The following is a 22,145-nucleotide window of genomic DNA, read 5'->3' as shown; positions in this document are numbered from 1 at the left end:
TCCACGTGTGTCGCAGGACACGTCCGCACCGACCAGGCGTGGACCTGCGGGCGGGAGCGGTCCGCCGGCGTCCGGGACACTGGGGCGGTGACGAGCGCGACGGGCGGGCACGCGGCCGGGCGGGACCAGGAGAGCAGCCGCGCGCACGCGGTGCCGCGGGAGGCCGCCGACGGGCCGCCGCCGTGGGTGGCCGCGTGCGGGACGCCGGTCGCCGTCGTCCAGGGGGCGTGGGACGGCCGGCGCGGACTCGGCGCGGACGACGTCTGCCCGGAGTGCCGGCGCCTGGTGCCCGCCCGGGGCTAGGTGCCGGCCGCCTCGAGCGCGTCGTCGTCCGCGGGCTCGGCCACGGTGGCGCCGGGCAGGCGCACGGTGAACACCGTCCGCCCGGGCCGGCTGTCCACGCCGACGGTGCCCACGTGCCCGGCCACCACGGCCGCGACGATCGCCAGCCCGAGGCCGGTGCTGCCGTTTGCCCGCGAGCGCGCGGAGTCGCCGCGGGCGAACCGCTCGAAGACCCCGGCCTGCAGCCCGGCGGGCACGCCCGGGCCGTCGTCGGCGACCTCGAGCACCGCGGTGCCGTCCTCGGCGCGCAGCCGGGTGGTCGCCGTCGTCCCGGCCGGGGTGTGCGTGCGGACGTTGGCCAGCAGGTCGGCCAGCACCTGGTGCAGCCGGGCGGCGTCGCCGGGGACGAGCACGGCCGCGCCGGGCAGGTCCACCCGCCAGCGGTGCGCGGGCCCGGCGGCGTGCGCGTCGCTGACGGCGTCCATGACCAGCCCGGTGAGGTCGACGGTGCCGACGGCGAGCTCGCGGCCGGCGTCGAGCCGGGCGAGCAGCAGCAGGTCGTCGACCAGGCCGGACGTGCGCACCGCCTCGGCCTCCACCCGGCGCAGCGAGGCGTCGGCGTCCTCGGGCAGCCCGCCGCGGCGGCGCACCAGCTCGGTGTAGCCGCGGACGGAGGTGACCGGGGTACGCAGCTCGTGGCCGGCGTCCGCGACGAACCGGCGCAGCCGGGTCTCGGAGGCCTGCCGCGCGGCGATGCCGGACTCCACCGAGTCCAGCAGCCGGTTGAGCGCCGCCCCCACCCGGCCGACCTCGGTGCGCGGGTCGGTGTCGGCGGCCGGCACCCGGTCGGGCAGCCGCACCTCGCCGCTGAACAGCGGCAGCGCGGCGACCCGCCCGGCGGTGGCGGCGACCCGGTGCAGCGGGCGCAGCGTGCGGCCCACCACCACCGACCCGGCGACACCGGCGGCCAGCAGCCCGGCGACCACCTCGACGGCGACCAGCCGGACCAGCGTGGCCTCGGCCGAGGCCAGCGGCAGGCCGGTGACCAGCACGTCGCCGTCGCCGGACGGCGAGGCGACCACCCGGTAGTCCCCCAGCGGACCGAGGTCCACGGTGCGCGCGGCCCGTCGGCCGGGACGCCGGCCAGCGCGGCGGCCTCCCCGGCGCTCAGCGCCCGACCGTCGCCCTCGGTGCCGACGACGGCGGCCTCGGTCACCGTGCCGTCGACGACGCGCGCGCCGAGTGTGCCGTCGCCCTGGCCGGGCACGAGCAGGAAGTCCGGTCCGCCCCCCGGGTCGCCGGGCCCGGGGGGCGGACCCGCTGAGCCCGCCGTCGGCGTGCGCCGAGCGGGTCACGGCGGCGGCCAGCCGGTCGTCGACCTGGCCGAGCAGCTCGCCGCGGACCGCGGCGGTCGCCGCCGCCCCCACGACGACGACCCCACGACGACGAGCACGAGGGCGAGCGGGACGAGGAAGACCCACAGCAGCCGCGCCCGCAGCGAGCGGGGCCGGGCTCGCCGCGGGAGGGCACGCGTCGTCACGCCGTCCACGGTCCGCGCCGCGGCTGCACGTTCCCTGGACGCCGGGCGGGAGTCGGCTGGGTCCCGGGCGCCGCGGCGTGCCGCCCGCCGTCCCGCCTGTCAGAGTCGGGGGTGATGACGACGGGGACCACCGGCCTGACCCCTCCCGCGGCGCCGGCCGGCCTGACCGCGGCCGAGGCGCGGGCGCGGCACCGGCGCGGTGAGGGCAACGTCGCGGTCAGCGCGTCCTCGCGCAGCTACGGCGTCATCCTGCGCACGAACGTCTTCTCCTTCTTCAACGTCATCCTGTTCGCCATCGGCGCGGCGCTGCTGGCGCTGGGCCGGTACAGCGACGCGTTCACCAGCGTCGGCCTCGGGCTGGTCAACGCCGCCGTCAGCGCGGTGCAGGAGATCCGGGCCAAGCGCAAGCTCGACCGGCTGCAGCTGCTCGCGCGCGGCACGGTGACGGTGGTCCGCGACGGCGCCGACACCGAGGTGCCGCCGGAGGAGGTCGTGCTCGGCGACGTGCTGCGGCTGCGCCCGGGCGGGCAGGTCGTCGTCGACGGGCCGGCGCTCGGCGGGCGGCTGGAGGTGGACGAGTCGCTCCTGACCGGGGAGTCCGACGCGCTGCCGAAGGAGCCCGGCGACGACCTGCTGTCGGGCTCGTTCGTCGTCGGCGGCGAGGGCACCCAGCTGGCCCGCGAGGTCGGCGCCGCCTCCTACGCCGGCCGGCTGACCGCCGAGGCGCGCCGGGCCTCCACCGACCGGACGCCGCTGCAGCGCCGGATCGACTTCGTCGTCCGGCTGGTCATGCTCCTGGTGCTGCTGATGAGCGTGACGATCCTGGCGCAGGCCGCGCTCGAGGGCTTCACCCTGGTGCGGACCGTGCAGACCACCGCGGTCCTCTCGGGCCTGGTGCCCTACGGGCTGTTCTTCCTCGTCGCGGTCGCCTACACCGTCGGGGCGGCGAGGAGCGCCGGCCGCGGCGCGCTGGTGCAGCAGGTGAACGCGGTGGAGTCGGTGAGCAACGTCGACGTCGTCTGCACCGACAAGACCGGCACGCTCACCACCGGCCGGCTGTCGCTGGCCGAGGTGCGCCCGGTCGGGCCGCTGCCGGCCGCCGGGGTGGAGCGGCTGCTGGGGTCGATGGCCCGCAGCACCGCCGCGGGCAACCTGACGACGGCGGCGCTGGCCGGGGCGCTGCCCGGGGAGCCGGTGCCGGTCGCCGAGGAGGTGCCGTTCTCCTCCGCGCTGCGGTGGAGCGCGCTGCGCACCGCGGATGCCGTGCTGGTCCTGGGCGCCCCCGACACGCTGGCGCCGCGGCTGTCCGGGGAGCCGCTGGGCGTCCCCGTGCGCGAGCTGACCGGCCGCGGGCTGCGGGTGCTGGTGCTCGCCCGCGCCGACCGGGACGCCCCGCTGCGCGACGGCGCCGGCCGGGCGCGACTGCCCGCCCTCGAGCCGCTCGCCGTCGTCGCGCTGGCCGACGAGCTGCGCCCCGGCGTCGTCGACACCCTCGCCCGGCTCACCGCGGACGGCATCGCGGTCAAGGTGGTCTCCGGCGACGACCCGGCCACGGTGGCGGCGCTGGCCCGGCAGGCCGGCCTGGAGCCGGGCGAGCCGGTGGCCGGCCCCGCCCTCTCCGGGCTGTCGGAGGCGCAGTTCGACGACGTCGTCGCGCGGACGACGGTGTTCGGGCGGATCGCCCCGGAGCAGAAGGAGCGGCTGGTCGACGCGCTGCGCCGGGCCGGCGGCTACGTGGCGATGGTCGGCGACGGCGTGAACGACGCCCGCGCGCTCAAGCGGGCGCACGTCGGGGTGGCGATGGCCGGCGGCAGCGCGGTCACGCGCGACGTCGCCGACATCGTGCTGACCGGCGACTCGCTGGCCGCGCTGCTGCCCGCCGCGCACGAGGGCCGCCGGATCATCACCGGGATCAGCACGTCGATGCAGGTGTTCCTCGCCCGCGTCGGCACCCAGGGGCTGGTCATCCTCGCCGTCACCATGCTCGGGCTGGGGTTCCCCTACTCCCCGGCCAACGTCGGGCTGACCCTGCTCACCGTCGGCGTGCCGACGCTGTTCCTCACCGCCTGGGCCCGCCCGTCCGCGCCCGACCCGCACCTGCTGACCACGCTGTGGCGGTTCGTGGTGCCGGCGGTGCTGGTGACCGCCGCGGGCGGGGTGGCCGTGTACGCCCGGCACTACACCGACCTGCTGCAGGGGTTCACCGACGACGCCGTCCCCTCGTTCGTCGTCGACGCCTTCGAGGACTACACCGGCGTGTCCTCCGACGACGTCGGCTTCGCCGAGGCGGCGGCGACGATCGGCGCGCAGACGGCGCTGTCGACGTTCGTCTCCTACGCGGCGTTCCTGCTGATCCTGTTCCTCAAGCCGCCGAACCGGTGGTTCGCCGCGTGGACCCGCCCCGACGGCGACCGGCGCCCCGCGTGGCTGGTCCTCGCGCTGGTGGTGGTGTTCTCCGCCGGGCTGTTCTGGCCGGCGTTCACGACCCACTTCGGGCTCACCGAGGCCGCCGACCCGGTGTTCGAGACCGTGGTCCCGGCGCTGGTGCTCTGGTTCGCGGTGCTGACCGCCGCCTACCGGTTCCGGCTGCTCGAGCGGGCGCTGGGCCTCACCGGCGTGGTCAGCCCGCTGCAGCCGCCGGGGTCACGGGACCCAGGAGCTCGGCGAGGGTGAGCGCGGCGGCCCGCGGCCGGTCGACGACGAGGACCTCGCCGGGCGCCGGCCCCGCGGCGCGGTAGCGGTCCCAGCGTCCGGCGTGCCGCCGCATCCGGCCCTCGGGGATGCGGCGGCCGCGGATGCGCTGGCCCTCGGCGGCGTCGTCGGCGGAGACGTCGAGCAGCACCAGCCGGACCGCGCGCCCGGCCCGGTGGGCCGCCCACAGCACCACCGGGCGCCACCAGCGGCTGGTCCACGGGTCGGTGAGGACGACGACCGGCGCCGTCCCCGCCAGGGCCCGGAGGACCCGCAGCCGGTGCGCGGTGTGCACCAGCGGGCGCATCACGCGGTAGGGCACCCGGGAGCCGGTGCGCCAGCGGGCGGCGACGTCCTCGGAGTCGACAGCGGCGACGCCCGGGACGCCGTCACCGAGCACCCGCCGCACCAGGGTGGTCTTGCCGCTGCCCGGCAGGCCGCCGACGACGACGAGCGTGCGGGCCGGCGCGGGCGGGCGCCCGCCGGGCCGTGCCGACGGCAGCGTGGTGGTCACGGGTCTCCTCCTCCGGGCGCCGGCCGTCGCGGGGCGTGCACTCCGGCGGAGCGGGGGACGGTACCGGCGCGGCGCCCCGCGGTGCCGGACCGCGTGCGCGGGGACCGGGGTGCAGCGCGGCACCGTCCTCCCCAACGGAGGACGGCGCCGCGAGGTGCCGGGCGGTCAGTCGTCCTCGTCGTCCGGGCCGCCGCGGCCGCCCCACCAGGGACCGTCCCCGTCGGCGGACTGCACGAACTCGGTGACCCGCGCCTCCAGGTCGGCCAGCCGCTCGTCGGCCTCCTCCTGGGTGAGGCGGCCCTCCTCGACGGCGGTGGCGATGCGCTCCTCCGCCGCGCCGACGAGCGCGGCGACGAGGTCCGCGACGGCGACGCCCCGGTCCTCGGCCACCGAGGCGAGAGTGGCGCCCTCGGCCTCCAGGGCCGTGCGCAGCTCCTCCTCGGACAGGCCCAGGGTCTCGGCGGCGACCGGGAAGCCGCCGCCACCCCAGCCGCCCCACCCGCCGTGCCGGCCACCGGGGCCGCCGTGCCAGGCCCCGGCGTCGCTCAGGGTGGCGGCGACCTCGTCGGCCTGCTCCTGGGTGATCGACCCGTCGTCGACCAGGCCGGCGAGGGCGTCACGGATGCGGTCGACGGCCGAGGTCGCGGAGGTCTCGGGAGTCGTGTCGTCCTCGGCCAGGGCCGGGGCGGCGAGGGCGAGGCCACCGACGATCAGGACGCCTGCCGTGGTGGCGAGCACGGTCTTTCTGCGCACGGGGGTTCTCCTCGTTCGGGCGGCCGGCTGCTCCGGCCGTCGCCCCGAGCGTCGGCGCGGTCCCTGTGACGGACCTGTCAGGCGGCCGTGGCGGGACTGTGGACCTCGCTGCCGTCCACCTCTGCCGCCCCGGGCGTGTGCAGCAGCACCGCCGCGGCGTTGGCCACCACCACGACGCCGATGCCGGCCCACTCGTGCAGCGCGAGCACCTGCCCGAGCAGCACCGCGCCGGCGAGGGCGGCCCACGCCAGGGTGCGCGCTGCACAGGACGCCGAACGCGCGCGGCGGGACCCAGCGCAGCGCGACCACGTCGGCGGCGTAGGGCACGGCCGAGGCGAGCACCCCGGCCGCGACGGCGCACGCCCAGCGGCGCGCCGGTGAGCCGCTCCTGCACGACCAGCACGACGACGACCGGGGTGACGGCCAGCGCGCACAGGGCGGTCGCGAGCGCGGGGGCCTGCAGCCCCGGCAGCCGGGCGCCGGCGACCCGGTTGAGCAGGGTGTAGGACGCCCAGCAGCCCGCGGCGGCCAGCCCGAGGCCGATCCCCGCCCAGTCGCTGGAGCCGCCGGGCAGCACGAGCAGCCACACCCCGCCGGCCGCGGCGAGGGCGACCAGCAGGTCCCGCCGCGACCGGGACCCGGCCAGGGCGACGGCCAGGGGCCCGAGGAACTCCAGGGTCACCGCGAGGCCCAGGCCGATCCGCTCGATCGCCGAGTACAGCGCGAGGTTCATCCCGCCGAAGACGGCGGCCAGCAGCAGCACCGGCCACCACTGCGGCCAGGTCAGGCGGTGCACGGCCGGACGGGCGAGCGGCAGCAGCACGGCAGCGGCCACCCACTGCCGCACCGCGACCACCCCGGCGGGGCCGACGGCCGGGAACGCCTGCGCCCCGAGGGCGGCGCCGGTCTGGTTGCTCGCCGAGCTGACCAGCAGGGTGGCGAGGCGCGCGGGTGGTCGCGCACGCCCGGCGGGTCGTCGAGGAGGTGGCCGCCCTGCGGCGCGCCGCCGAGCGGGGCCGCGGGGAGCTGCGCGTCGGCTACGCGTGGGCGGCGCTGGGCCGGCACACCGCCGCGGTGCAGCGCCAGTGGGCCCGGACCGCACCCGGCGCGTCGCTGGTGTTCGTGCACTCGAACACCCCCACCGCCGGGCTGGCCGAGGGGCTGGCCGACGTGGCCGTGCTGCGCCGGACGCCGGCCGACCCGCGGCTGCGGACGGCGCCGGTGGGGTCCGAGCGGCGCTACGCCGCGCTGGCCGCCGACGACCCGCTGGTCCGCCGCCGCACCCTGCGGCTGGCCGACCTGGCCGGCCGGGTCCTGACCTCCGAGTCATGGCCTCCGACGGCGCCACCGGCACGACGACGGCGCGGCTGTGGGCGCCCGGGCACGGGCCCGCGGAGATCCGGGACACCCGCGGGGTGCACGAGTGGCTCACCGCCATCGCCGCCGGCCAGGCCGCGGGCGTGACCACCGAGGCCACCGCACCACCGAGGCCACCGCGCGGCACCACCCGCGGCCCGGCGTCGCCTACCGGCTGCTGCGGGACGCACCGCCGGTCGAGGTCCGGCTGGCCTGGTGGGCCGACAGCCCGCCGCCGGGCCTGGCCGGCCTGGTCGAGGTGGTCCGCGCCCGCCTGTCCGGCACCGCCGTCCCCGGCTGACCTGGGAGGACGACACACGGACGTCACCCGTTCGTCGCCGATCGGGTCCAGGCTGTGCCCGTGCACGCCGTCCGCCCGCCGACCGGGCGCCCGCGCCGGGGTCTGCTCGCGCGGCTGGTCCTCGGCGCGCTGACGCTCGTCCTCGCGTCGGTGCTGGTGGTGACCGCCGCGGGCGTCCTGGCGGTGGTCCTCTGGGTCCGGGACGGCGGGGAGGGTGCGGAGGCGCCGGCCACGCTGCGGGCCGCGGTGGCGCCGGAGCCGGGCAGTCCCGGCGAGATCCGCGGCCTGGACGCCGCCGGGGAGGCCGCCGTCCCCGTGCCGCCGCCGCCGGTCGCCGTCGACGAGGCCGGGGTGCTGGCCGCCGTCGACGCGGCCGCGGCGACCGCGGACGGCACGGTCGCGGTGGCGGTGCTCGACGCGCTCGGCCGGCCGCTGGTCACCGGTCCGGCCGCCGGGGACGTCCTCCTGTCGGCGTCGCTGGTCAAGCTGCACGTCGTCGGCCGGCTGCTGGCGCTGGACGCCGCCGGCGCGGTCGACCTCTCCGACGGCGACCTCGCGCTGATGGAGCGGGCGATCGTGTCCTCCGACGACGGCGCGATGAGCACCCTGTGGGACCGCTACGACGGCGCCGCCCTGGTCACCGCCACCGCCGCCGACGCCGGCCTGACCGCCACCGCGCCGCCGCGGGTCGCCGGCCAGTGGGGCGAGGCGACACTGAGCGCGGCCGACGTCGCCGTCCTGCTCGTCGGCCTGGCCGGCACGCTCGGCGAGGAGCCGGCCGCCACGCTGCTCGGCTGGATGCGGAACACCGCACCGACGGCGGCCGACGGGTTCTCCCAGACCTTCGGCCTGCTCGCGGGCGGCAGCGGGGTGGCGGTCAAGCAGGGCTGGATCTGCTGCATCGACGGCCGGCGGCAGCTGCACTCGGCCGGCGTGCTGCCCTCGGGCACCGTCGTGGTCCTGCTCGGCGACTTCCCCGCCGCGACGTCGTGGGGGCGCGCCCGCGCCGCCCTCGACTCCGCCGCCGGGGCGGTGCTCGCCGCGCTCGGCTGAGCCCCTCAGGGAGCTCACAGGCGGGGTCCAGCCCCTCCGGAGGGTGCCCGGGCAGCGTGCCGTCATGGACCGCGACACCGCGCCCTGGCTCTTCGACCCCTCGGCGACCCGCGCCCTCGTGGTGGCCCGGCGCTCCCCCGGCGGCGGGCCGGTCGGGGACGTCGTCTCGGACGTGGTGTGGGGCGAGGTGGTGCGCCTGCTGCGCTGGGCGGCCGCCGGCGGGTCCGGGCCCGTGGAGCTGCGTCCGGGGACGTGGTGGCGGCTGGCCGCCGAGAGCGCGGCGCTGCTGCGCCGGCTGCCGGCCCTGAGCGCGGAGATCGACCAGCCCTGGTCGATGGTCCCGCCGGTCCCCGCCGAGCCCGGGGTCGATCCGGCCGGGCGGATCACGCAGGTGGCCCGCCGGCTCGCCGACCGGCTCCGCTCCGGGGAGCCCGTCCCCCTGCGCGTGCTGGCCGCCGAGGTCGACGCGCTCGGCGAGGCGGCCGTGCAGGCGCTCGCCGCCGACTCCCTCGGACACTAGACGGACGTCGTATCGCGATATATCGTTACTGTCATCCGATACGTCAGGAGGCAGTCATGACACCCGATCCACGCTTCGAGGGATGGCGGCCCGGTGGCCGCGGGCACGGCCGGGGCCACCACCCGCACGGCCACCGGCCACACCGGTCCGGCCCGGCCGGGCCCGGCGGCGGGGGCCCCGTCGGCTTCGGCTTCGGCGGCCCGGGCGTGCCCCGGTCCGGTCCGGGCATCGGTCCCGGCTTCGGTCCCGGCTTTGGTCCCGGCTTTGGTCCCGGCTTCGGTCCGGGCTTCGGCCCGGGCCCCGGTCCCGGTGGCGACCCGGCGGCCGGGTGGCGGCGCCGCGGCGGCCGCGGGAGGGCCCCGCGCGGCGACGTCCGCGCCGCCGTCCTGCTGCTGCTCGCCGAGCAGCCGATGCACGGCTACCAGCTCATGCAGGCGATCGCCGAGCGCAGCGGCGGCCGCTGGACACCCAGCCCCGGCGCCATCTACCCGACCCTCAGCCAGCTCGAGGACGAGGGCCTGGCCACGGTGACCGCCGACGCCGGCCGCAAGCTCGCCACGCTCACCGACGCCGGCCGCAGCGCCGTCGAGCAGCTGCGCGGCACCGGGAACGACCCCTTCGCGGGCGGCCCGGAAGGTGCACCCGCCGCCGACCTGCGCGGCCTGCTCGACCAGCTCCACGGCGCGGTCCGCCAGGTGGCGCGCACCGGCACCGAGGCCCAGCTCACCGCCGCGGCCGGCGTCCTCGCCGAGGCCCGCCGGGCGCTGTACCTCCTGCTGGCCGACGGGCCCGGCGGCACCCCGGACGCCGGCGCGCCGGAGACCCCGCAGGCCTGACCTGCACCGCCTCCGGTCCCCGCCGCAGCACCCCGCGGCGGGGGCCCGGCGTCCTCGGGGCCTGCCCCGCACCGCCCGCCGGCCGGTCGCGGGCCTGAGTTGGGGATAACGGTCGACCGGCGACGCCACGAGGGCGCCTCCCCGCTCGCTGTCGTCGAGGGGCCGTCCCCCGAGGGGACAGCCCCGCCCTACGCCTCGGCCGGCTCGGGGACGACGGCGCAGGTGCCCGCCGGGTAGAAGACGCCGGTGTGCCCGTCGGCGTCCCACTGGACGACGTACGGCGGCGCCCCGCCCTGCCCGCGGACCTCGAGCACCCGCCCGGTCCGGTCCGGCTCCCCCTGGTGGGTCGAGCGGACGACGATCCTGTCCCCCACGCGTGCTTCCACGGCGACCTCCCGGCGGTGGCGTGCCCTCTGCGCTGCCCGTCCTGGCCGGTCCAGCCTGCCGCTGCCGCCGGAGGGGGACAAGGGCCTCAGGCCGCCCCGTCGAGCACCTCGCGCAGCCGGGCCGCGAAGGCCGCGGGCTCCCCGGTCTGGCCGTACTCGCCGCCGAGGAAGCCCGCGTGCCCGCTGGGGAAGACGAGCGGCGCGGTCCCCAGCGCCGCGGCCACCCCCGCGCCGCCGCGGTGCGCGAGCTCACCCTCGGACTCGGCGCCGACGGCGACGACGACCCGGGTGGGCGCGGCCCGCAGCGCCTCGGTGTCGTGCTCGTGGTGGGTGCACGAGATCAGGTTCTGCCCGAGCAGGACGTCGTCGCGCGAGCCGTCGTCGTCGGCCGGCAGGCCGAACTGCGCCGGGTCGGGCCCGGGGCCCGCGAGCTCGGGCGTCACCGGGCCGCGGTGGGCGACCAGCCGGATGAAGGCCGCCATCCCGGCGCCGAAGCCGGACCGCTGGTAGGCCTCGCCGACGGCGCGGGTGGCGGCCGAGGCCTCCGCGGCGTCGGGGACGTACCGGACCGACGGCGGCTCGTGCGCGACCAGCGTGCGCACCAGCCCGGGGTGGCGGGCGACGAGGGTCAGCGCGTTCACCGCGCCGCCGCTGCTGGCGAAGACGTCGACCGGGCCGCCGCCGACCGCGGCGAGCACCCGGGCCAGGTCGTCGCCGTGCTCCTCCGGCGCGCTCGTGGCGGCGCCCTCGGTGCGGCGGCTGCGCTCGACGCCGCGCGGGTCGTAGGTGACCACCGTGCGGTCGGCGAAGTACCCGGCCAGCGTGCCGAAGCCGGCCGCGCCCATCGGCGAACCGACCAGCAGCAGCACGGGCGCGTCGGCGGGGCCGGGGCGGACGTCGTGGGTGAGGACGGCGCCGGGCACCTCGAGGGTGCGGGTCTCGAGCGCGGGGGCGGTGCTGGTCATCTCGGGCCTCCCGGGAGCGGTGGTGTCGGAGGGGAGACCGCCGCGGCGGGCCGGACTCATCGGCGCGCCGCCCCGATCGATGCGTACGGGCGTCCGCATGGATGTGTACGCTCGTCCGCATGACCTCGCCGCCCGCCCCGGACGACGCCCGGACCATGCGCGAGCGGATGCTCGCCGGTGACCTCTACGTCGCCGACGACCCCGAGATCGCCGAGGAGAGCGCCGCCGCCCTGGACCTGGTGGCCGCCTACAACGCCACCTCGGCCCGCCAGGGCCCGCTGCGCCGGGAGCTGCTCGGGCGGCTGCTCGGCTCGCTCGGCGAGGACACCGAGATCCGCCCGCCGCTGTACGTCGACTACGGCAGCCGGATCCGCATCGGCGCCCGGTGCTTCGCCAACGTCGGGCTGGTCGCCCTCGACGTCGCGGCCATCACCATCGGCGACGACGTGCAGATCGGGCCGAACGTCCAGCTGCTCACCCCCACCCACCCGGTCGAGCCCGGGCCGCGGCGGGACAAGTGGGAGGCCGCGCGGCCGATCACCGTCGGCGACAACGTGTGGCTCGGCGGCGGGGTGGTCGTGCTGCCCGGCGTCACCATCGGCGCGGACACCGTCGTCGGCGCCGGGTCGGTCGTGACCCGCGACCTGCCGGCCGGCGTGGTCGCCGTCGGCAACCCGGCCCGGGTGGTCCGCGAGCTGGACCGCGGGTGACCGCCCCGGCCCGGCGGCCGCGGCGGCACGACCCCGGCCGCCGGGACCGGCTGGTGGCCACGGCGCTGGACGTCATCGCCGACGCCGGCGTCGCGGGCGCCACGCACCGGGCCATCGCCCGCGCCGCCGACGTGCCCCTGGGGTCGATGACCTACCACTTCGCGAGCCTGGACGAGCTGCACGCCGCGGCGTTCACCCGGCACGTCGAGGAGGTGGCCGCCCGGTTCGACGCCCGGATGCGCGCCGCGCCCGACCGGGCCGCGGCCCTGGACGCGCTCGTCGGGCACCTCACCGGCGACCTCCTGGGCTCCGGCCGGGACCTGGTGCTGGCCGTCGAGCTCTACGTCGCCGCCGCCCGCCGGCCGGCGCTGCGCGCGGTCACCCAGGACTGGATGCAGCGCAGCCGGGCGAGCCTCGAGCGCCACTTCGACCCGGTCACCGCCCGGGAGCTCGACGCCCTGGTCGAGGGGCTGGTGCTGCACAGCGCCCTGTCGACCGACCCCATGGACCGCGCCCAGATCCGCGCCGCCATCCTCCGCTTCGCCGCCTGACCCCCTCCCGCCCTCGACTCCCTGACAGGACGCCCGTGTCGGACACCCTCCCGGTCACCGCCCCGCCCCGGCTGCGCGCCGCCCGCGCCGCCGTCGCCGCCTGCTTCTTCGTCAACGCGGTGCTCTACGCCGACCTCGTGCCGCGGCTGCCGGAGGTCAAGGACCGGCTGGGCGTCTCCAACGCCGAGCTCGGCGCGGCGCTGGCGGCCCTGCCGCTCGGGGCGCTGGTGTCCGCGCTGGCCTCGGCCGCGCTCATGCGCCGGTTCGGCTCGGCGCGGGTGGCCTCCTGGGGGCTGGTGGCGCTGGCCGCCGCCGTGTGGGGCGCCGCCGTCGCGCCGTCGTGGTGGCTGTTCGCCGGGGCGCTGTTCGTCGCCGGCGCGCTGGACGCGGTCGTCGACGTCGCGCAGAACGCGCACGGCCTGCGGGTGCAGCGGGCCTACGACCGGTCGATCCTGAACTCCTTCCACGGCCTCTGGAGCATCGGCGCGGTGGCGGGCGGGCTGCTGGGCTCCGCCGCGGCGGGCCTGCGCGTCCCGCTGGGGGTGCACCTGGGCGTGGTCGCGGCCGTCTTCGCCGTCGTCGCGCTGGTGGCGCACCGGTCGATGCTGCCCGGCCCGGACCGGGAGGAGGCGCCCGACGAGACCGTGCCCGCCGGCGGGCGGGGCACGCTGCGGGCGGTGGCGCTGCCGCTGACCGCACTGGGCGTGCTCGCCGCGTGCGGGGCGTTCGTCGAGGACGCGGGCTCCTCCTGGAGCGCGCTGTGGCTGCGCACCGAGGTCGGGACGGGCGCGGCGGCCGCGGGGCTGGGCTTCGTCGCGCTGTCGCTGGCGATGACCGTCGGCCGGCTGACCGGCGACCGCGTCGTCGACCGGTTCGGGCAGCGCCGGGTGGCCCGCGTCGGCGGCGCGATGGTGGCCGCGGGCACGGGCCTGGCGCTGGCGGTGCCGTCGCCGACGACGACGCTGGCCGGGTTCGCGCTGGCCGGGCTCGGCGTCGCCACCCTGGTGCCCGCCGTCTACGCCGCGGCCGACGACCTGCCCGGGCTGCGGCACGGCGTGGGGCTGACGCTGGTCAACTGGCTGCTGCGGATCGGCTTCCTGGTGTCCCCGCCGCTGGTCGGCGCGCTCGCCGACGCGACCAGCCTGCGGGTCGGGCTGCTGACCGTCGTCGTCGCCGGGGTGGCCACGGTGGTGTGCGGCGGGGTGCTGAAGGCGTCGGTGAGCCGCACCACCTGAGGGCCCGGCATCCGGTGGTGCACGACCGGCCTCCCCGGAGCCGGGCCAGGGAGCGGTGCTCGGAACCTGGCCCGGTGCCCGGCGGAGGAGTCCCCCTCTACTCGGCCGCGGCGGAGCGTGTGCCCACCCAGGGTGCACGCCCGGTGCACGGTCCGCATCCCGGAGTGTCGGTGGCCCGGGTCAGGATCGGCCGGTGACGACCTTCTTCCTCCCCCGTGCGACCGACGACGAGCAGGCCGAGCGGCTGTACGAGGCCCTCGCCGAGTTCGCCGGCTGCGAGCCCGCGCCGCCGGGGGCGCGGGTGCGCTCGGTCGCCTTCGACCAGGACGGCGCCCGGTGGGTGGCCGAGGTGGGCCGCGAGCTGCGCGGTCGGCGGACGACGCGGCTGCTGCGCCGCGGCGAGCTGCTCGAGCACACCGAGGAGCTCACCGACCCCGCCCGCGTGCTCGCCGTCTACCCGGGGACGCCGTACCACGTGGTCACCGACGCGCAGCCGATCACCGGCACCGCCTCGGAGTGGGCCAACCCGTTCCCCGTCACGCCCGCCGAGGTGGTGCTGTTCGACGCCCGCTGAGCCGCGGCGGCGCGGTTCCGTGACGTCGACACGACAAGTTGTCCCTATGTCCTGACAAAGTCTTGACGCCGCGCCGTGCGCCGGAGCACAGTCAGCTCCCATCCCGGGCACGACGCACAGGACGGAGCGGGACCGTGGACGACACCTCCGACGGAGCGGCCCCGGACGTGGTGGTCATCGGCCGCAGCGGCGTCGACGTCTACCCCCTGCAGACCGGGGTGGGCCTCGAGGACGTCGAGACCTTCGGCAAGTACCTGGGCGGGAGCGCCGCCAACGTCGCGGTCGCCGCGGCCCGCCTCGGGCACTCCCCCGCCCTGGTCACCGGCGTGGGCGACGACCCGTTCGGCCGCTTCGTCCGCCGGGCGCTGCGCGACCTGGGCGTGGACGACCGGTTCGTCGTCGTCGACCCCGACCACCCGACGCCGGTCACCTTCTGCGAGGTCTTCCCGCCCGACGACTTCCCGCTGTACTTCTACCGCCGCCCGACCGCGCCGGACCTGCAGATCCGGCCCGGGGACCTGGACCTCGACGCGCTCCGCGGCGCCCGGCTGTTCTGGGCGACGGTCACCGGCCTGTCCGAGGAGCCCAGCCGCTCGGCCCACCACGCCGCCTGGGCGGCCCGGGACCGCCGCCGGCACACCGTCCTCGACCTCGACTACCGGCCGGCGTTCTGGTCCTCCCGGGAGGAGGCCGCGGCGCAGGTCCGCGCCGCGCTCCCCTCCGTGACCGTGGCCGTGGGCAACCGCGAGGAGTGCGAGGTCGCCGTCGGCGAGACCGACCCCGACCGGGCCGCCGACGCGCTGCTGGACGCCGGCGTGGAGCTGGCGGTCGTCAAGCAGGGTCCGCGCGGGGTGCTCGGCAAGACGCGCACCGAGCGGGTCGAGGTGCCGCCCACCCCGGTCGACGTCGTCAACGGCCTCGGCGCGGGGGACGCCTTCGGCGGCTCCCTGGTCCACGGCCTGCTCACCGGCCTGCCGCTGGAGGAGCTGCTGCGCAATGCCAACGCGGCCGGGGCGATCGTCGCCTCGCGGCTGGAGTGCTCGACCGCGATGCCGACGGCGGCCGAGGTCGCCGTCCACGTCGCCGCGCACCGCGCGACCACCCCCCGACTGGAGGACACCCGTGTCTGACACCGCCCTCGACCTCCCCGGCGTCGGGACCGCCGCGCCCCTGTGCAGCAGCTACGCCGAGGTCACCGAGCTGCGCAGCCGCACCCCGGAGGCGATCGGCCGCGCCCTGGCCACCCGCCGCCGCCGGCCCGCGTTCCTCCCCGACGACGGGCGGCTGATGCTCGTCGCCGCCGACCACCCCGCCCGCGGGGCGCTCGCGGCCCAGGGCCGGCCCGCGGCCATGCACAGCCGCACGGAGATGCTCGACCGGCTGCGCACCGCACTCGCCCGGCCCGGCGTCGACGGGCTGCTGGCCACCGCCGACGTCGCCGAGGACCTGCTGCTGCTCGGCGCGCTCGAGGACAAGGTCGTCGTCGCGTCGATGAACCGCGGCGGCCTGGCCGGCTCCGTGTTCGAGATGGACGACCGGATGACCGGCTACGACGTGCAGGGCGTCGTCGACGCCCGGTTCGACGCGGCCAAGATGCTCAACCGCTTCGACCTCGACGACCCCGCCACGGTCGTGTCGATGGAGGCGGCCGGCCGCGCGGTCACCGCCCTGGCGCGCGCCGGGCTGGTGGCGATGCTCGAGCCGTTCCTGTCCCGGCGGGTCGACGGTCGGGTCGTCAACGACCTGTCCCCCGACGCGGTGATCAAGAGCGTGCACGTCGCCCAGGGCCTGGGCGCCACCTCCGCCTACACCTGGCTGAAGCTGCCGGTGGTCGCGGAGATGGAGCGGGTGGCGGACGCGACGACGCTGCCGACCCTGCTGCTCGGCGGCGACCCCGCCCGCCGGCCCGAGGAGACCTACGCCCAGTGGCGCGACGCGCTCGCGCTGCCCCCGGTGCGGGGGCTGGTCGTCGGCCGCACGCTCCTCTACCCACCCGACGACGACGTCGAGGCCGCGGTCGACACCGCCGTCTCGCTGGTCCACTGAGGACGGGCCCGCCGTGACCGCCACGTCCCCCGCTCCGCGCACCGCCCCCGACACCCGCTCCCTGCACCTGCCCGCCGGGACGGCCGCCACCGGGCCCTACGCCCTCGAGGTCACCCCCGAGTCGGCCGGCTGGGGCCACTCCGGGCTCCGCGTGCTCGAGCTGCCCACCGGCGGCCGGCACGTCCTCGACACCGGTCCGGACGAGGTCGTCGTCGTCCCGCTCGAGGGCGGGGTCACCGTCGCCTGCGACGGGGAGGTGCTCACCCTCACCGGCCGCAGCTGCGTCTTCGCCGGGCCGACGGACTTCGCCTACCTGCCGCTCGGGTCCACCGCCGAGCTGTCCAGCCGCAACGGCGGCCGGTTCGCGCTGTGCAGCGCCCGGGCGCGCCGTCGGCTGCCGGTCCGGTACGGGCCCGCCGCCGGGGTGCCGGTCGAGCTGCGCGGCGCCGGCCGGTGCAGCCGGCAGGTGCACAACTTCGCCACCGCCGGGGTCTTCGAGGCCGACTCGCTCATCGCCTGCGAGGTGCTCACCCCCGGCGGCAACTGGTCGAGCTACCCGCCGCACAAGCACGACGAGACCTCCGCCGAGGAGAGCGAGCTCGAGGAGGTCTACTACTTCGAGGTCGCCCCCGGCCCTCTCGGGCAGCCCGGCCTGGCCTACCACCGCGTGTACGGCACCGCCGAGCGGCCGATCGACGTGCTCGCCGAGGTCCGCGACCGCGACGTCGTCCTGGTCCCGCACGGCTGGCACGGACCGTCCATCGCCGCGCCCGGGCACGACCTCTACTACCTCAACGTCATGGCCGGCCCCGGCCCCGAGCGGGCCTGGCGCATCGTCGACGACCCGGCGCACACCTGGGTCCGCGGCACGTGGGCCGGCGAGGACGTCGACCCCCGCCTCCCCCTGCACGCCCCCGACCAGAACGGAGCGACCCTCCCGTGAGCGCGCCGACTCCCCCGCCGCCCCGGACCGGGACCGCGCGGCTGACCGTCGCCCAGGCGGTGGTCCGGTTCCTGGCCCAGCAGTCCACCGAACGCGACGGGCAGCGGCAGCGGCTGTTCGCCGGCTGCCTGGGCATCTTCGGCCACGGCAACGTCGCCGGCCTCGGCCAGGCGCTGCTGCAGGCCGAGGTCGACTCGCCGGGGGCGCTGCCCTACGTGCTCGGCCGCAACGAGCAGGCGATGGTGCACACCGCGGTCGCCTACGCCCGGGCGAAGGACCGGCTGCAGACCTGGGCGGTCTCCCCCAGCGTGGGACCGGGCTCCACCAACATGCTCACCGGCGCCGCGCTGGCGACGATCAACCGGCTGCCGGTGCTGCTGCTGCCGGCCGACACGTTCGCCACCCGCGCCGCCGGCCCGCTGCTGCAGGAGCTCGAGCGCCCCGACAGCGGCGACGTCACGGTCAACGACGCGTTCCGCCCGGTGTCGCGGTACTTCGACCGCATCTGGCGGCCCGAGCAGCTGCCCGGCGCGCTGCTCGGCGCCATGCGGGTGCTCACCGACCCGGCCGAGACCGGCGCGGTCACCCTCTGCTTCCCGCAGGACGTGCAGGCCGAGGCCTTCGACTGGCCGGTGGAGCTGTTCGCCCCGCGCACCTGGCACGTGGGCCGGCCGGTGCCCGAGCGCGCCGCGCTCGAGCGCGCCGCCGAGGTCGTCCGCTCCGCCCGCCGGCCGCTGGTCGTCGCCGGCGGGGGCGTCGTCTACTCGCACGCCACCGAGGCGCTGGACGCGTTCGCCACGGCCACCGGCATCCCCGTCGCGCAGACCCAGGCCGGCAAGGGCGCGCTGCCCTTCGACCACCCGCAGTCGGTGGGCGCCATCGGGTCCACCGGCACCACCGCGGCCAACGCGCTGGCCCGCGAGGCCGACGTCGTCATCGGCATCGGCACCCGGTACCAGGACTTCACCACCGCCTCCCGCACCGCCTTCGCCGACCCCGGCGTGCGCTTCGTCAACGTCAACGTCGCCGCGATGGACGCCGCCAAGCACGCCGGCGTCACGGTGCAGGCCGACGCCCGGGAGGCGATCACCGCGCTGGGCGCGGCGCTGGCCGGCTGGTCGGTCGACGACGCCTACCGGGCCCGCACCGCCGAGCTCGCCGCGGCGTGGGAGGCGACCGTCGAGGCCGCCTACCACCCGGCGACGTCGGGCAGCGGGGGCCGGCTCACCCAGAACGAGGTCATCGGCGTGGTCAACGAGGTGTCGGCGCCGCGGGACGTCGTCGTCTGCGCCGCGGGCTCCATGCCCGGTGACCTGCACAAGATGTGGCGGGTCCGCGACCGCAAGGGCTACCACGTCGAGTACGGCTACTCGTGCATGGGCTACGAGATCCCCGGCGGCATCGGCGTCCGGATGGCCAGCCCCGACCGCGACGTCTTCGTCATGGTCGGCGACGGCTCCTACCTGATGATGCCGACCGAGCTGGTCACCGCCGTGCAGGAGGACGTCAAGATCGTCGTCGTCCTGGTGCAGAACCACGGCTTCGCCTCGATCGGTGCGCTGTCGGAGCAGCTGGGCTCCCAGCGGTTCGGCACCCGGTACCGCTACCGGACCGCCTCCGGCCGGCTCGACGGCGGGGTGCTGCCGGTCGACCTGGCGGCCAACGCCGCCAGCCTCGGCGTCGACGTCCTCTCCGCCCAGGACGGCCCGAGCCTCGAGGCCGCCCTCCGCAAGGCCAAGGCGAGCGACCGCACCACCGTCGTGCACGTGGAGACCGACCCGCTGGTCGACGCGCCCTCCAGCGAGTCCTGGTGGGACGTCCCGGTCAGCGAGGTCTCCACCCTCGAGAGCACCCGCAGCGCCCGCGCCGTCTACGAGGGCTGGAAGGCGCGCCAGCAGTCCCACCTCGTCCCCGCCCAGCCCTGATCCCGAGACGGAGGAGACCTGATGACACAGCAGCCGATGACACAGCAGCACGGCCGCGCGCGGATCCGGGTGGGGTCGGCCCCCGACTCCTGGGGCGTCTGGTTCCCCGACGACCCCGACCAGGTGCCCTGGCAGCGGTTCCTCGACGAGGTCAGCGCCTGCGGCTACGAGTGGATCGAGCTGGGCCCCTACGGCTACCTGCCCACCGACCCGGCGCGGCTGTCCGACGAGCTCGCCGCGCGCGGCCTGGAGGTGTCGGCCGGCACCGTGTTCGAGCACCTCCACCGCCCCGGCTCCTGGGAGGCGGTGTGGAGCCAGGTGAAGGACGTCGCCGCGCTGACGCAGGCCACGGGCGGCACCCACGTGGTGGTCATCCCCGACACCTTCCGCGACCAGAAGACGGGCGCCGACGTCGAGTCCCGCGAGCTCACCGCCGAGCAGTGGCGGGCGAAGACCAGCGGTGTGGACCGGCTGGCCCGCGCGATCCGCGAGGAGTACGGGCTCACCATCGCCTACCACCCGCACGCCGAGAGCCACGTCGGCTGGCAGCGCGACATCGAGCGGTTCCTCGCCGACACCGACCCGGGGCTCGTCCCGCTGTGCCTGGACACCGGGCACGTCAGCTACTACCGCGGCGACAACCTGGAGCTGATCGAGAAGTACCCCGAGCGGATCGGCTACCTGCACCTCAAGCAGGTCGACCCGGCGGTGGTCGACGAGGTGCTCGCGAAGGACGTCGTCTGGCCCGAGGCGGTCAAGATGAGCACGTTCGTGGAGCCACCCCACGGCGTGCCCGCCTACCCGCCGCTGTTCGAGGCGATCGAGCGGCACGGGCTCGACGTCTTCGCCATCGTCGAGCAGGACATGTACCCCTGCCCGCCGGACCAGCCGTTCCCCATCGCCCGGCGCACCCACCGGCACATCGCCGGGTGCCGGCTGCCGTCGCTGGAGATCGGCACCCCGAGGGCCCCCGCCGCCCGATCGGAGGCCCGGGCGTGACCACCGCCGAGACCCGCGCCGGAGCCCTCCCGGAGCTCGCCGACGTCCCGGCGCGCGACCTGCGGGTCGCCGTCCTCGGCGTCGGGATGATGGGCGCCGACCACGTCGCCCGCCTGCACAGCCGCATCTCCGGCGCCACGGTCGCCGCCGTCAGCGACGCGTTCGCCGACAAGGCCGAGCAGGTGGCCGGCACCGTGCCCGGCTGCCGGGTGGTCGGCGACCCGCTGGACGCGATCGCCGACGACGACGTCGACGCCGTGCTGGTCGCCACGCCCGGCCAGTTCCACGAGGAGCAGGTGCTCGCCTGCATCGAGCGCGGCAAGCCGGTGCTGTGCGAGAAGCCGCTCACCATGGACGCCGAGAGCTCGCTGGCCGTCGTCCGGGCCGAGGACGCCTACACCGCCCGCACCGGCCGGCGGCTGGTGCAGGTCGGCTTCATGCGCCGCTTCGACCCCGAGTACGCCGAGCTCGAGGCGCTGCTCCGCTCGGGGGCGCTCGGCGAGCCGCTGGTCGTGCACTGTGCGCACCGCAACGCGGCCGTCCCGCCGCACTTCACCAGCGAGATGATGGTCAACGACTCGGTGGTGCACGAGGTCGACGTCGCCCGTTTCCTGCTCGCCGAGGAGATCGCCGCGGTCACCGTGCTGCGGCCGCGGCCCACCCGGCACGCGGTGGCGGGCCAGTCCGACCCGCTGCTGGTGTTGCTGGAGACGACCGGTGGCCGGCTGGTCGACGTCGAGGTCTTCGTCAGCACCGGCGTCGGCTACGAGGTGCGCACCGAGGTGGTCGGCGAGGACGGCAGCGCGATGATCGGCCTGGACCTCGGCCTGGTCCGGCAGTCCGGCGGGGCGGCGGGGGCGGCCCGGTCGACCGGCGTGGCGCCGGACTTCCGGCAGCGGTTCGGCCGGGCCTACGACATCGAGCTGCAGCGGTGGGTGGACGCCGCCCGCCGCGGCGACGTCGACGGCCCCGGCGCGTGGGACGGCTACGCCGCCCAGGCGGTGTGCGCGGCCGGCGTGCAGGCGCTGCGGTCCGGGCGGCGCACCGAGGTCCGGCTGGCGGCCCGGGAGGCGGCACGGTGAGGATCGCCCTGGACCCGCAGATGCTGCGGACCACGCCGCTGCTCGAGCTGCCCGACGTCGTGGCCTCGATGGGCTACGAGTGGATCGAGCTGTCCCCGCGCGAGGACTTCGTCCCGTTCTTCAAGCACCCGCGCGTCGACCTGGCCACGGTGCGGGCGTTCCGGTCGCGCCTGGCCGACGCCGGCGTCGGCGTCACCTCGGTGCTGCCGGTCATGCGCTGGTCCGGACCCGGCGAGGAGGAGCGGCAGGCGGCGGTGCGCTACTGGAAGCGGGCCGTCGAGATCACCGTCGAGCTCGGCGTGGACACGGTGAACTCCGAGTTCAACGGCCGGCCCGAGGCGCCGGAGCTCGCCGAGGCGATGTTCTGGCGGTCGATGGAGGAGCTGCTGCCGGTGTTCGAGCGGGAGGGCGTCCGGCTGGCCCTCGAGCCGCACCCCGACGACTTCATCGAGCTCGGCCACCCCGCGGTCGACATGGTCCGCGGCATCGACTCGCCGTGCGTGTCGTTCCTCTACTGCACGCCGCACACCTTCCACCAGGGCGACGACGCCGCCGGGATCATCGGGCACGCCGGCGACCTGCTCACCCACGTGCACGTCGCCGACTCGATGGACCACCGCGCCTCCGACGGGCTGCGCTACATCACCAACCCGCCCGGCAACACCACCCGCGTCCACCAGCACATGGAGATCGGCCGCGGCGACGTCGACTTCGACGCGGCCTTCGCCGCGCTCGCCGGGATCGGTTTCGACGGCGTCCTCACCACCTGCGTCTTCGGCTGGGACGACCAGGCCCGCGAGTCCGGCACGCGGATGCTCGCCGCCATCCGCGAGCTGGTCACCAAGCACTTCCCCGACAGCACCCTCACCTGAGGAGCACCGAC

The 22,145-nt window shown here is 77.3% G+C and carries 25 protein-coding genes; 18 read left to right on the top strand and 7 right to left on the bottom strand.

The window, feature by feature from the left end; genetic code table 11:
* Positions 1–87: 87 nt before the first annotated feature.
* Positions 88–303, top strand: a complete 216-nt coding sequence (locus tag ACI796_RS10240) for a hypothetical protein (protein ID WP_456941121.1) — start codon at positions 88–90, stop codon at positions 301–303.
* Here the strand turns inward: ACI796_RS10240 and ACI796_RS10235 are convergent.
* The gene (locus ACI796_RS10235) at positions 300–1,394 is read right to left on the bottom strand and encodes a sensor histidine kinase (protein ID WP_456941120.1); all 1,095 of its coding nucleotides are present in this window, start codon (positions 1,392–1,394) and stop codon (positions 300–302) included. The genes ACI796_RS10240 and ACI796_RS10235 overlap by 4 nt on opposite strands.
* A gap of 239 nt (positions 1,395–1,633) precedes the next feature.
* Entirely contained in the window at positions 1,634–1,822 is a 189-nt protein-coding gene (locus ACI796_RS10230; RefSeq protein ID WP_456941119.1) for a hypothetical protein, read from the bottom strand.
* Positions 1,823–1,936: 114 nt separating this feature from the next.
* Here ACI796_RS10230 and ACI796_RS10225 point away from each other — a divergent pair, with 114 nt between their 5' ends.
* Positions 1,937–4,495, top strand: a complete 2,559-nt coding sequence (locus ACI796_RS10225) for an HAD-IC family P-type ATPase (RefSeq protein ID WP_456941118.1) — start codon at positions 1,937–1,939, stop codon at positions 4,493–4,495.
* Here ACI796_RS10225 and ACI796_RS10220 read toward each other — a convergent pair.
* The 3 genes from ACI796_RS10220 to ACI796_RS10210 form a co-directional block, all read right to left on the bottom strand.
* Positions 4,443–5,027: an AAA family ATPase gene (locus ACI796_RS10220; protein WP_456941117.1), complete on the bottom strand. Its 585-nt coding sequence runs from the start codon at positions 5,025–5,027 to the stop codon at positions 4,443–4,445. The genes ACI796_RS10225 and ACI796_RS10220 overlap by 53 nt on opposite strands.
* Positions 5,028–5,192: 165 nt before the next feature.
* Positions 5,193–5,780, bottom strand: a complete 588-nt coding sequence (locus ACI796_RS10215) for a hypothetical protein (protein ID WP_456941116.1) — start codon at positions 5,778–5,780, stop codon at positions 5,193–5,195.
* A gap of 77 nt (positions 5,781–5,857) precedes the next feature.
* A complete protein-coding gene (locus tag ACI796_RS10210) occupies positions 5,858–6,004 on the bottom strand; it encodes a hypothetical protein (protein ID WP_456941115.1) in 147 nt (48 codons plus the stop codon).
* 727 nt (positions 6,005–6,731) lie between these two features.
* On the opposite strand from ACI796_RS10210, the gene ACI796_RS10205 reads away from it, so the two are divergent.
* From ACI796_RS10205 to ACI796_RS10185, 5 genes are all read left to right on the top strand, one after another.
* On the top strand, positions 6,732–7,244 hold the full coding sequence (locus ACI796_RS10205) for a LysR substrate-binding domain-containing protein (RefSeq protein ID WP_456941114.1): 513 nt from the start codon (positions 6,732–6,734) through the stop codon (positions 7,242–7,244).
* Entirely contained in the window at positions 7,204–7,437 is a 234-nt protein-coding gene (locus ACI796_RS10200) for a hypothetical protein (protein WP_456941113.1), read from the top strand. Before ACI796_RS10205 ends, ACI796_RS10200 begins: the two co-directional genes overlap by 41 nt.
* Positions 7,438–7,497: 60 nt before the next feature.
* Positions 7,498–8,490 carry a serine hydrolase gene (locus ACI796_RS10195; protein ID WP_456941112.1) on the top strand — a complete coding sequence of 331 codons (993 nt, stop codon included), beginning with the start codon at positions 7,498–7,500 and terminating at the stop codon, positions 8,488–8,490.
* A gap of 64 nt (positions 8,491–8,554) precedes the next feature.
* The gene (locus ACI796_RS10190; RefSeq protein ID WP_456941111.1) at positions 8,555–9,010 is read left to right on the top strand and encodes a hypothetical protein; all 456 of its coding nucleotides are present in this window, start codon (positions 8,555–8,557) and stop codon (positions 9,008–9,010) included.
* Between the two features lie 56 nt (positions 9,011–9,066).
* Positions 9,067–9,846: a PadR family transcriptional regulator gene (locus ACI796_RS10185; protein WP_456941110.1), complete on the top strand. Its 780-nt coding sequence runs from the start codon at positions 9,067–9,069 to the stop codon at positions 9,844–9,846.
* A 188-nt stretch (positions 9,847–10,034) separates the two neighbouring features.
* Here the strand turns inward: ACI796_RS10185 and ACI796_RS10180 are convergent, their stop codons facing one another.
* The gene (locus tag ACI796_RS10180; RefSeq protein ID WP_387988159.1) at positions 10,035–10,232 is read right to left on the bottom strand and encodes a DUF1918 domain-containing protein; all 198 of its coding nucleotides are present in this window, start codon (positions 10,230–10,232) and stop codon (positions 10,035–10,037) included.
* A gap of 86 nt (positions 10,233–10,318) precedes the next feature.
* Positions 10,319–11,197 (bottom strand): alpha/beta fold hydrolase, encoded by an 879-nt coding sequence (locus ACI796_RS10175; RefSeq protein ID WP_456941109.1) that lies wholly within the window; start codon positions 11,195–11,197, stop codon positions 10,319–10,321.
* Between the two features lie 119 nt (positions 11,198–11,316).
* On the opposite strand from ACI796_RS10175, the gene ACI796_RS10170 reads away from it, so the two are divergent.
* From ACI796_RS10170 to ACI796_RS10120, 11 genes are all read left to right on the top strand, one after another.
* On the top strand, positions 11,317–11,907 hold the full coding sequence (locus ACI796_RS10170; protein WP_456941108.1) for a sugar O-acetyltransferase: 591 nt from the start codon (positions 11,317–11,319) through the stop codon (positions 11,905–11,907).
* The gene (locus tag ACI796_RS10165) at positions 11,904–12,458 is read left to right on the top strand and encodes a TetR/AcrR family transcriptional regulator (protein ID WP_456941107.1); all 555 of its coding nucleotides are present in this window, start codon (positions 11,904–11,906) and stop codon (positions 12,456–12,458) included. Before ACI796_RS10170 ends, ACI796_RS10165 begins: the two co-directional genes overlap by 4 nt.
* 35 nt (positions 12,459–12,493) lie before the next feature.
* Complete coding sequence (locus tag ACI796_RS10160) at positions 12,494–13,693, top strand: MFS transporter (protein WP_456941106.1); 1,200 nt, start codon at positions 12,494–12,496, stop codon at positions 13,691–13,693.
* A 193-nt stretch (positions 13,694–13,886) separates the two neighbouring features.
* Positions 13,887–14,267 carry a hypothetical protein gene (locus ACI796_RS10155; protein WP_456941105.1) on the top strand — a complete coding sequence of 127 codons (381 nt, stop codon included), beginning with the start codon at positions 13,887–13,889 and terminating at the stop codon, positions 14,265–14,267.
* Between the two features lie 134 nt (positions 14,268–14,401).
* Positions 14,402–15,397 (top strand): 5-dehydro-2-deoxygluconokinase, encoded by a 996-nt coding sequence (iolC, locus tag ACI796_RS10150; RefSeq protein ID WP_456941104.1) that lies wholly within the window; start codon positions 14,402–14,404, stop codon positions 15,395–15,397.
* The gene (locus ACI796_RS10145; protein ID WP_456941103.1) at positions 15,390–16,313 is read left to right on the top strand and encodes a class I fructose-bisphosphate aldolase; all 924 of its coding nucleotides are present in this window, start codon (positions 15,390–15,392) and stop codon (positions 16,311–16,313) included. Before iolC ends, ACI796_RS10145 begins: the two co-directional genes overlap by 8 nt.
* A gap of 13 nt (positions 16,314–16,326) precedes the next feature.
* On the top strand, positions 16,327–17,256 hold the full coding sequence (gene iolB, locus ACI796_RS10140) for a 5-deoxy-glucuronate isomerase (RefSeq protein ID WP_456941102.1): 930 nt from the start codon (positions 16,327–16,329) through the stop codon (positions 17,254–17,256).
* A complete protein-coding gene (gene iolD, locus ACI796_RS10135) occupies positions 17,253–19,181 on the top strand; it encodes a 3D-(3,5/4)-trihydroxycyclohexane-1,2-dione acylhydrolase (decyclizing) (protein WP_456941101.1) in 1,929 nt (642 codons plus the stop codon). Before iolB ends, iolD begins: the two co-directional genes overlap by 4 nt.
* A 21-nt stretch (positions 19,182–19,202) precedes the next feature.
* On the top strand, positions 19,203–20,180 hold the full coding sequence (locus ACI796_RS10130; protein ID WP_456941100.1) for a TIM barrel protein: 978 nt from the start codon (positions 19,203–19,205) through the stop codon (positions 20,178–20,180).
* Positions 20,177–21,262, top strand: a complete 1,086-nt coding sequence (locus ACI796_RS10125) for a Gfo/Idh/MocA family protein (RefSeq protein WP_456941099.1) — start codon at positions 20,177–20,179, stop codon at positions 21,260–21,262. The genes ACI796_RS10130 and ACI796_RS10125 overlap by 4 nt, the downstream gene beginning before the upstream one ends.
* Positions 21,259–22,134, top strand: a complete 876-nt coding sequence (locus ACI796_RS10120) for a sugar phosphate isomerase/epimerase family protein (RefSeq protein ID WP_456941098.1) — start codon at positions 21,259–21,261, stop codon at positions 22,132–22,134. The genes ACI796_RS10125 and ACI796_RS10120 overlap by 4 nt, the downstream gene beginning before the upstream one ends.
* Positions 22,135–22,145: the final 11 nt, after the last annotated feature.

It is taken from the genome of Geodermatophilus sp. SYSU D00525 (assembly GCF_054050475.1).
Note: the sequence above shows the minus strand (reverse complement) of the source record. Positions and strands in the feature narration are given on the sequence as shown.

Excerpts from the sequence above, each read along its gene's own strand:
- ACI796_RS10225 (WP_456941118.1), top strand. The coding sequence starts at position 1,937 with ATGACGACGGGGACCACCGGCCTGACCCCTCCCGCGGCGCCGGCCGGC.
- ACI796_RS10190 (WP_456941111.1), top strand. The coding sequence starts at position 8,555 with ATGGACCGCGACACCGCGCCCTGGCTCTTCGACCCCTCGGCGACCCGC.
- ACI796_RS10185 (WP_456941110.1), top strand. The coding sequence starts at position 9,067 with ATGACACCCGATCCACGCTTCGAGGGATGGCGGCCCGGTGGCCGCGGG.
- ACI796_RS10175 (WP_456941109.1), bottom strand. The coding sequence starts at position 11,197 with ATGACCAGCACCGCCCCCGCGCTCGAGACCCGCACCCTCGAGGTGCCC.
- ACI796_RS10170 (WP_456941108.1), top strand. The coding sequence starts at position 11,317 with ATGACCTCGCCGCCCGCCCCGGACGACGCCCGGACCATGCGCGAGCGG.
- ACI796_RS10130 (WP_456941100.1), top strand. The coding sequence starts at position 19,203 with ATGACACAGCAGCCGATGACACAGCAGCACGGCCGCGCGCGGATCCGG.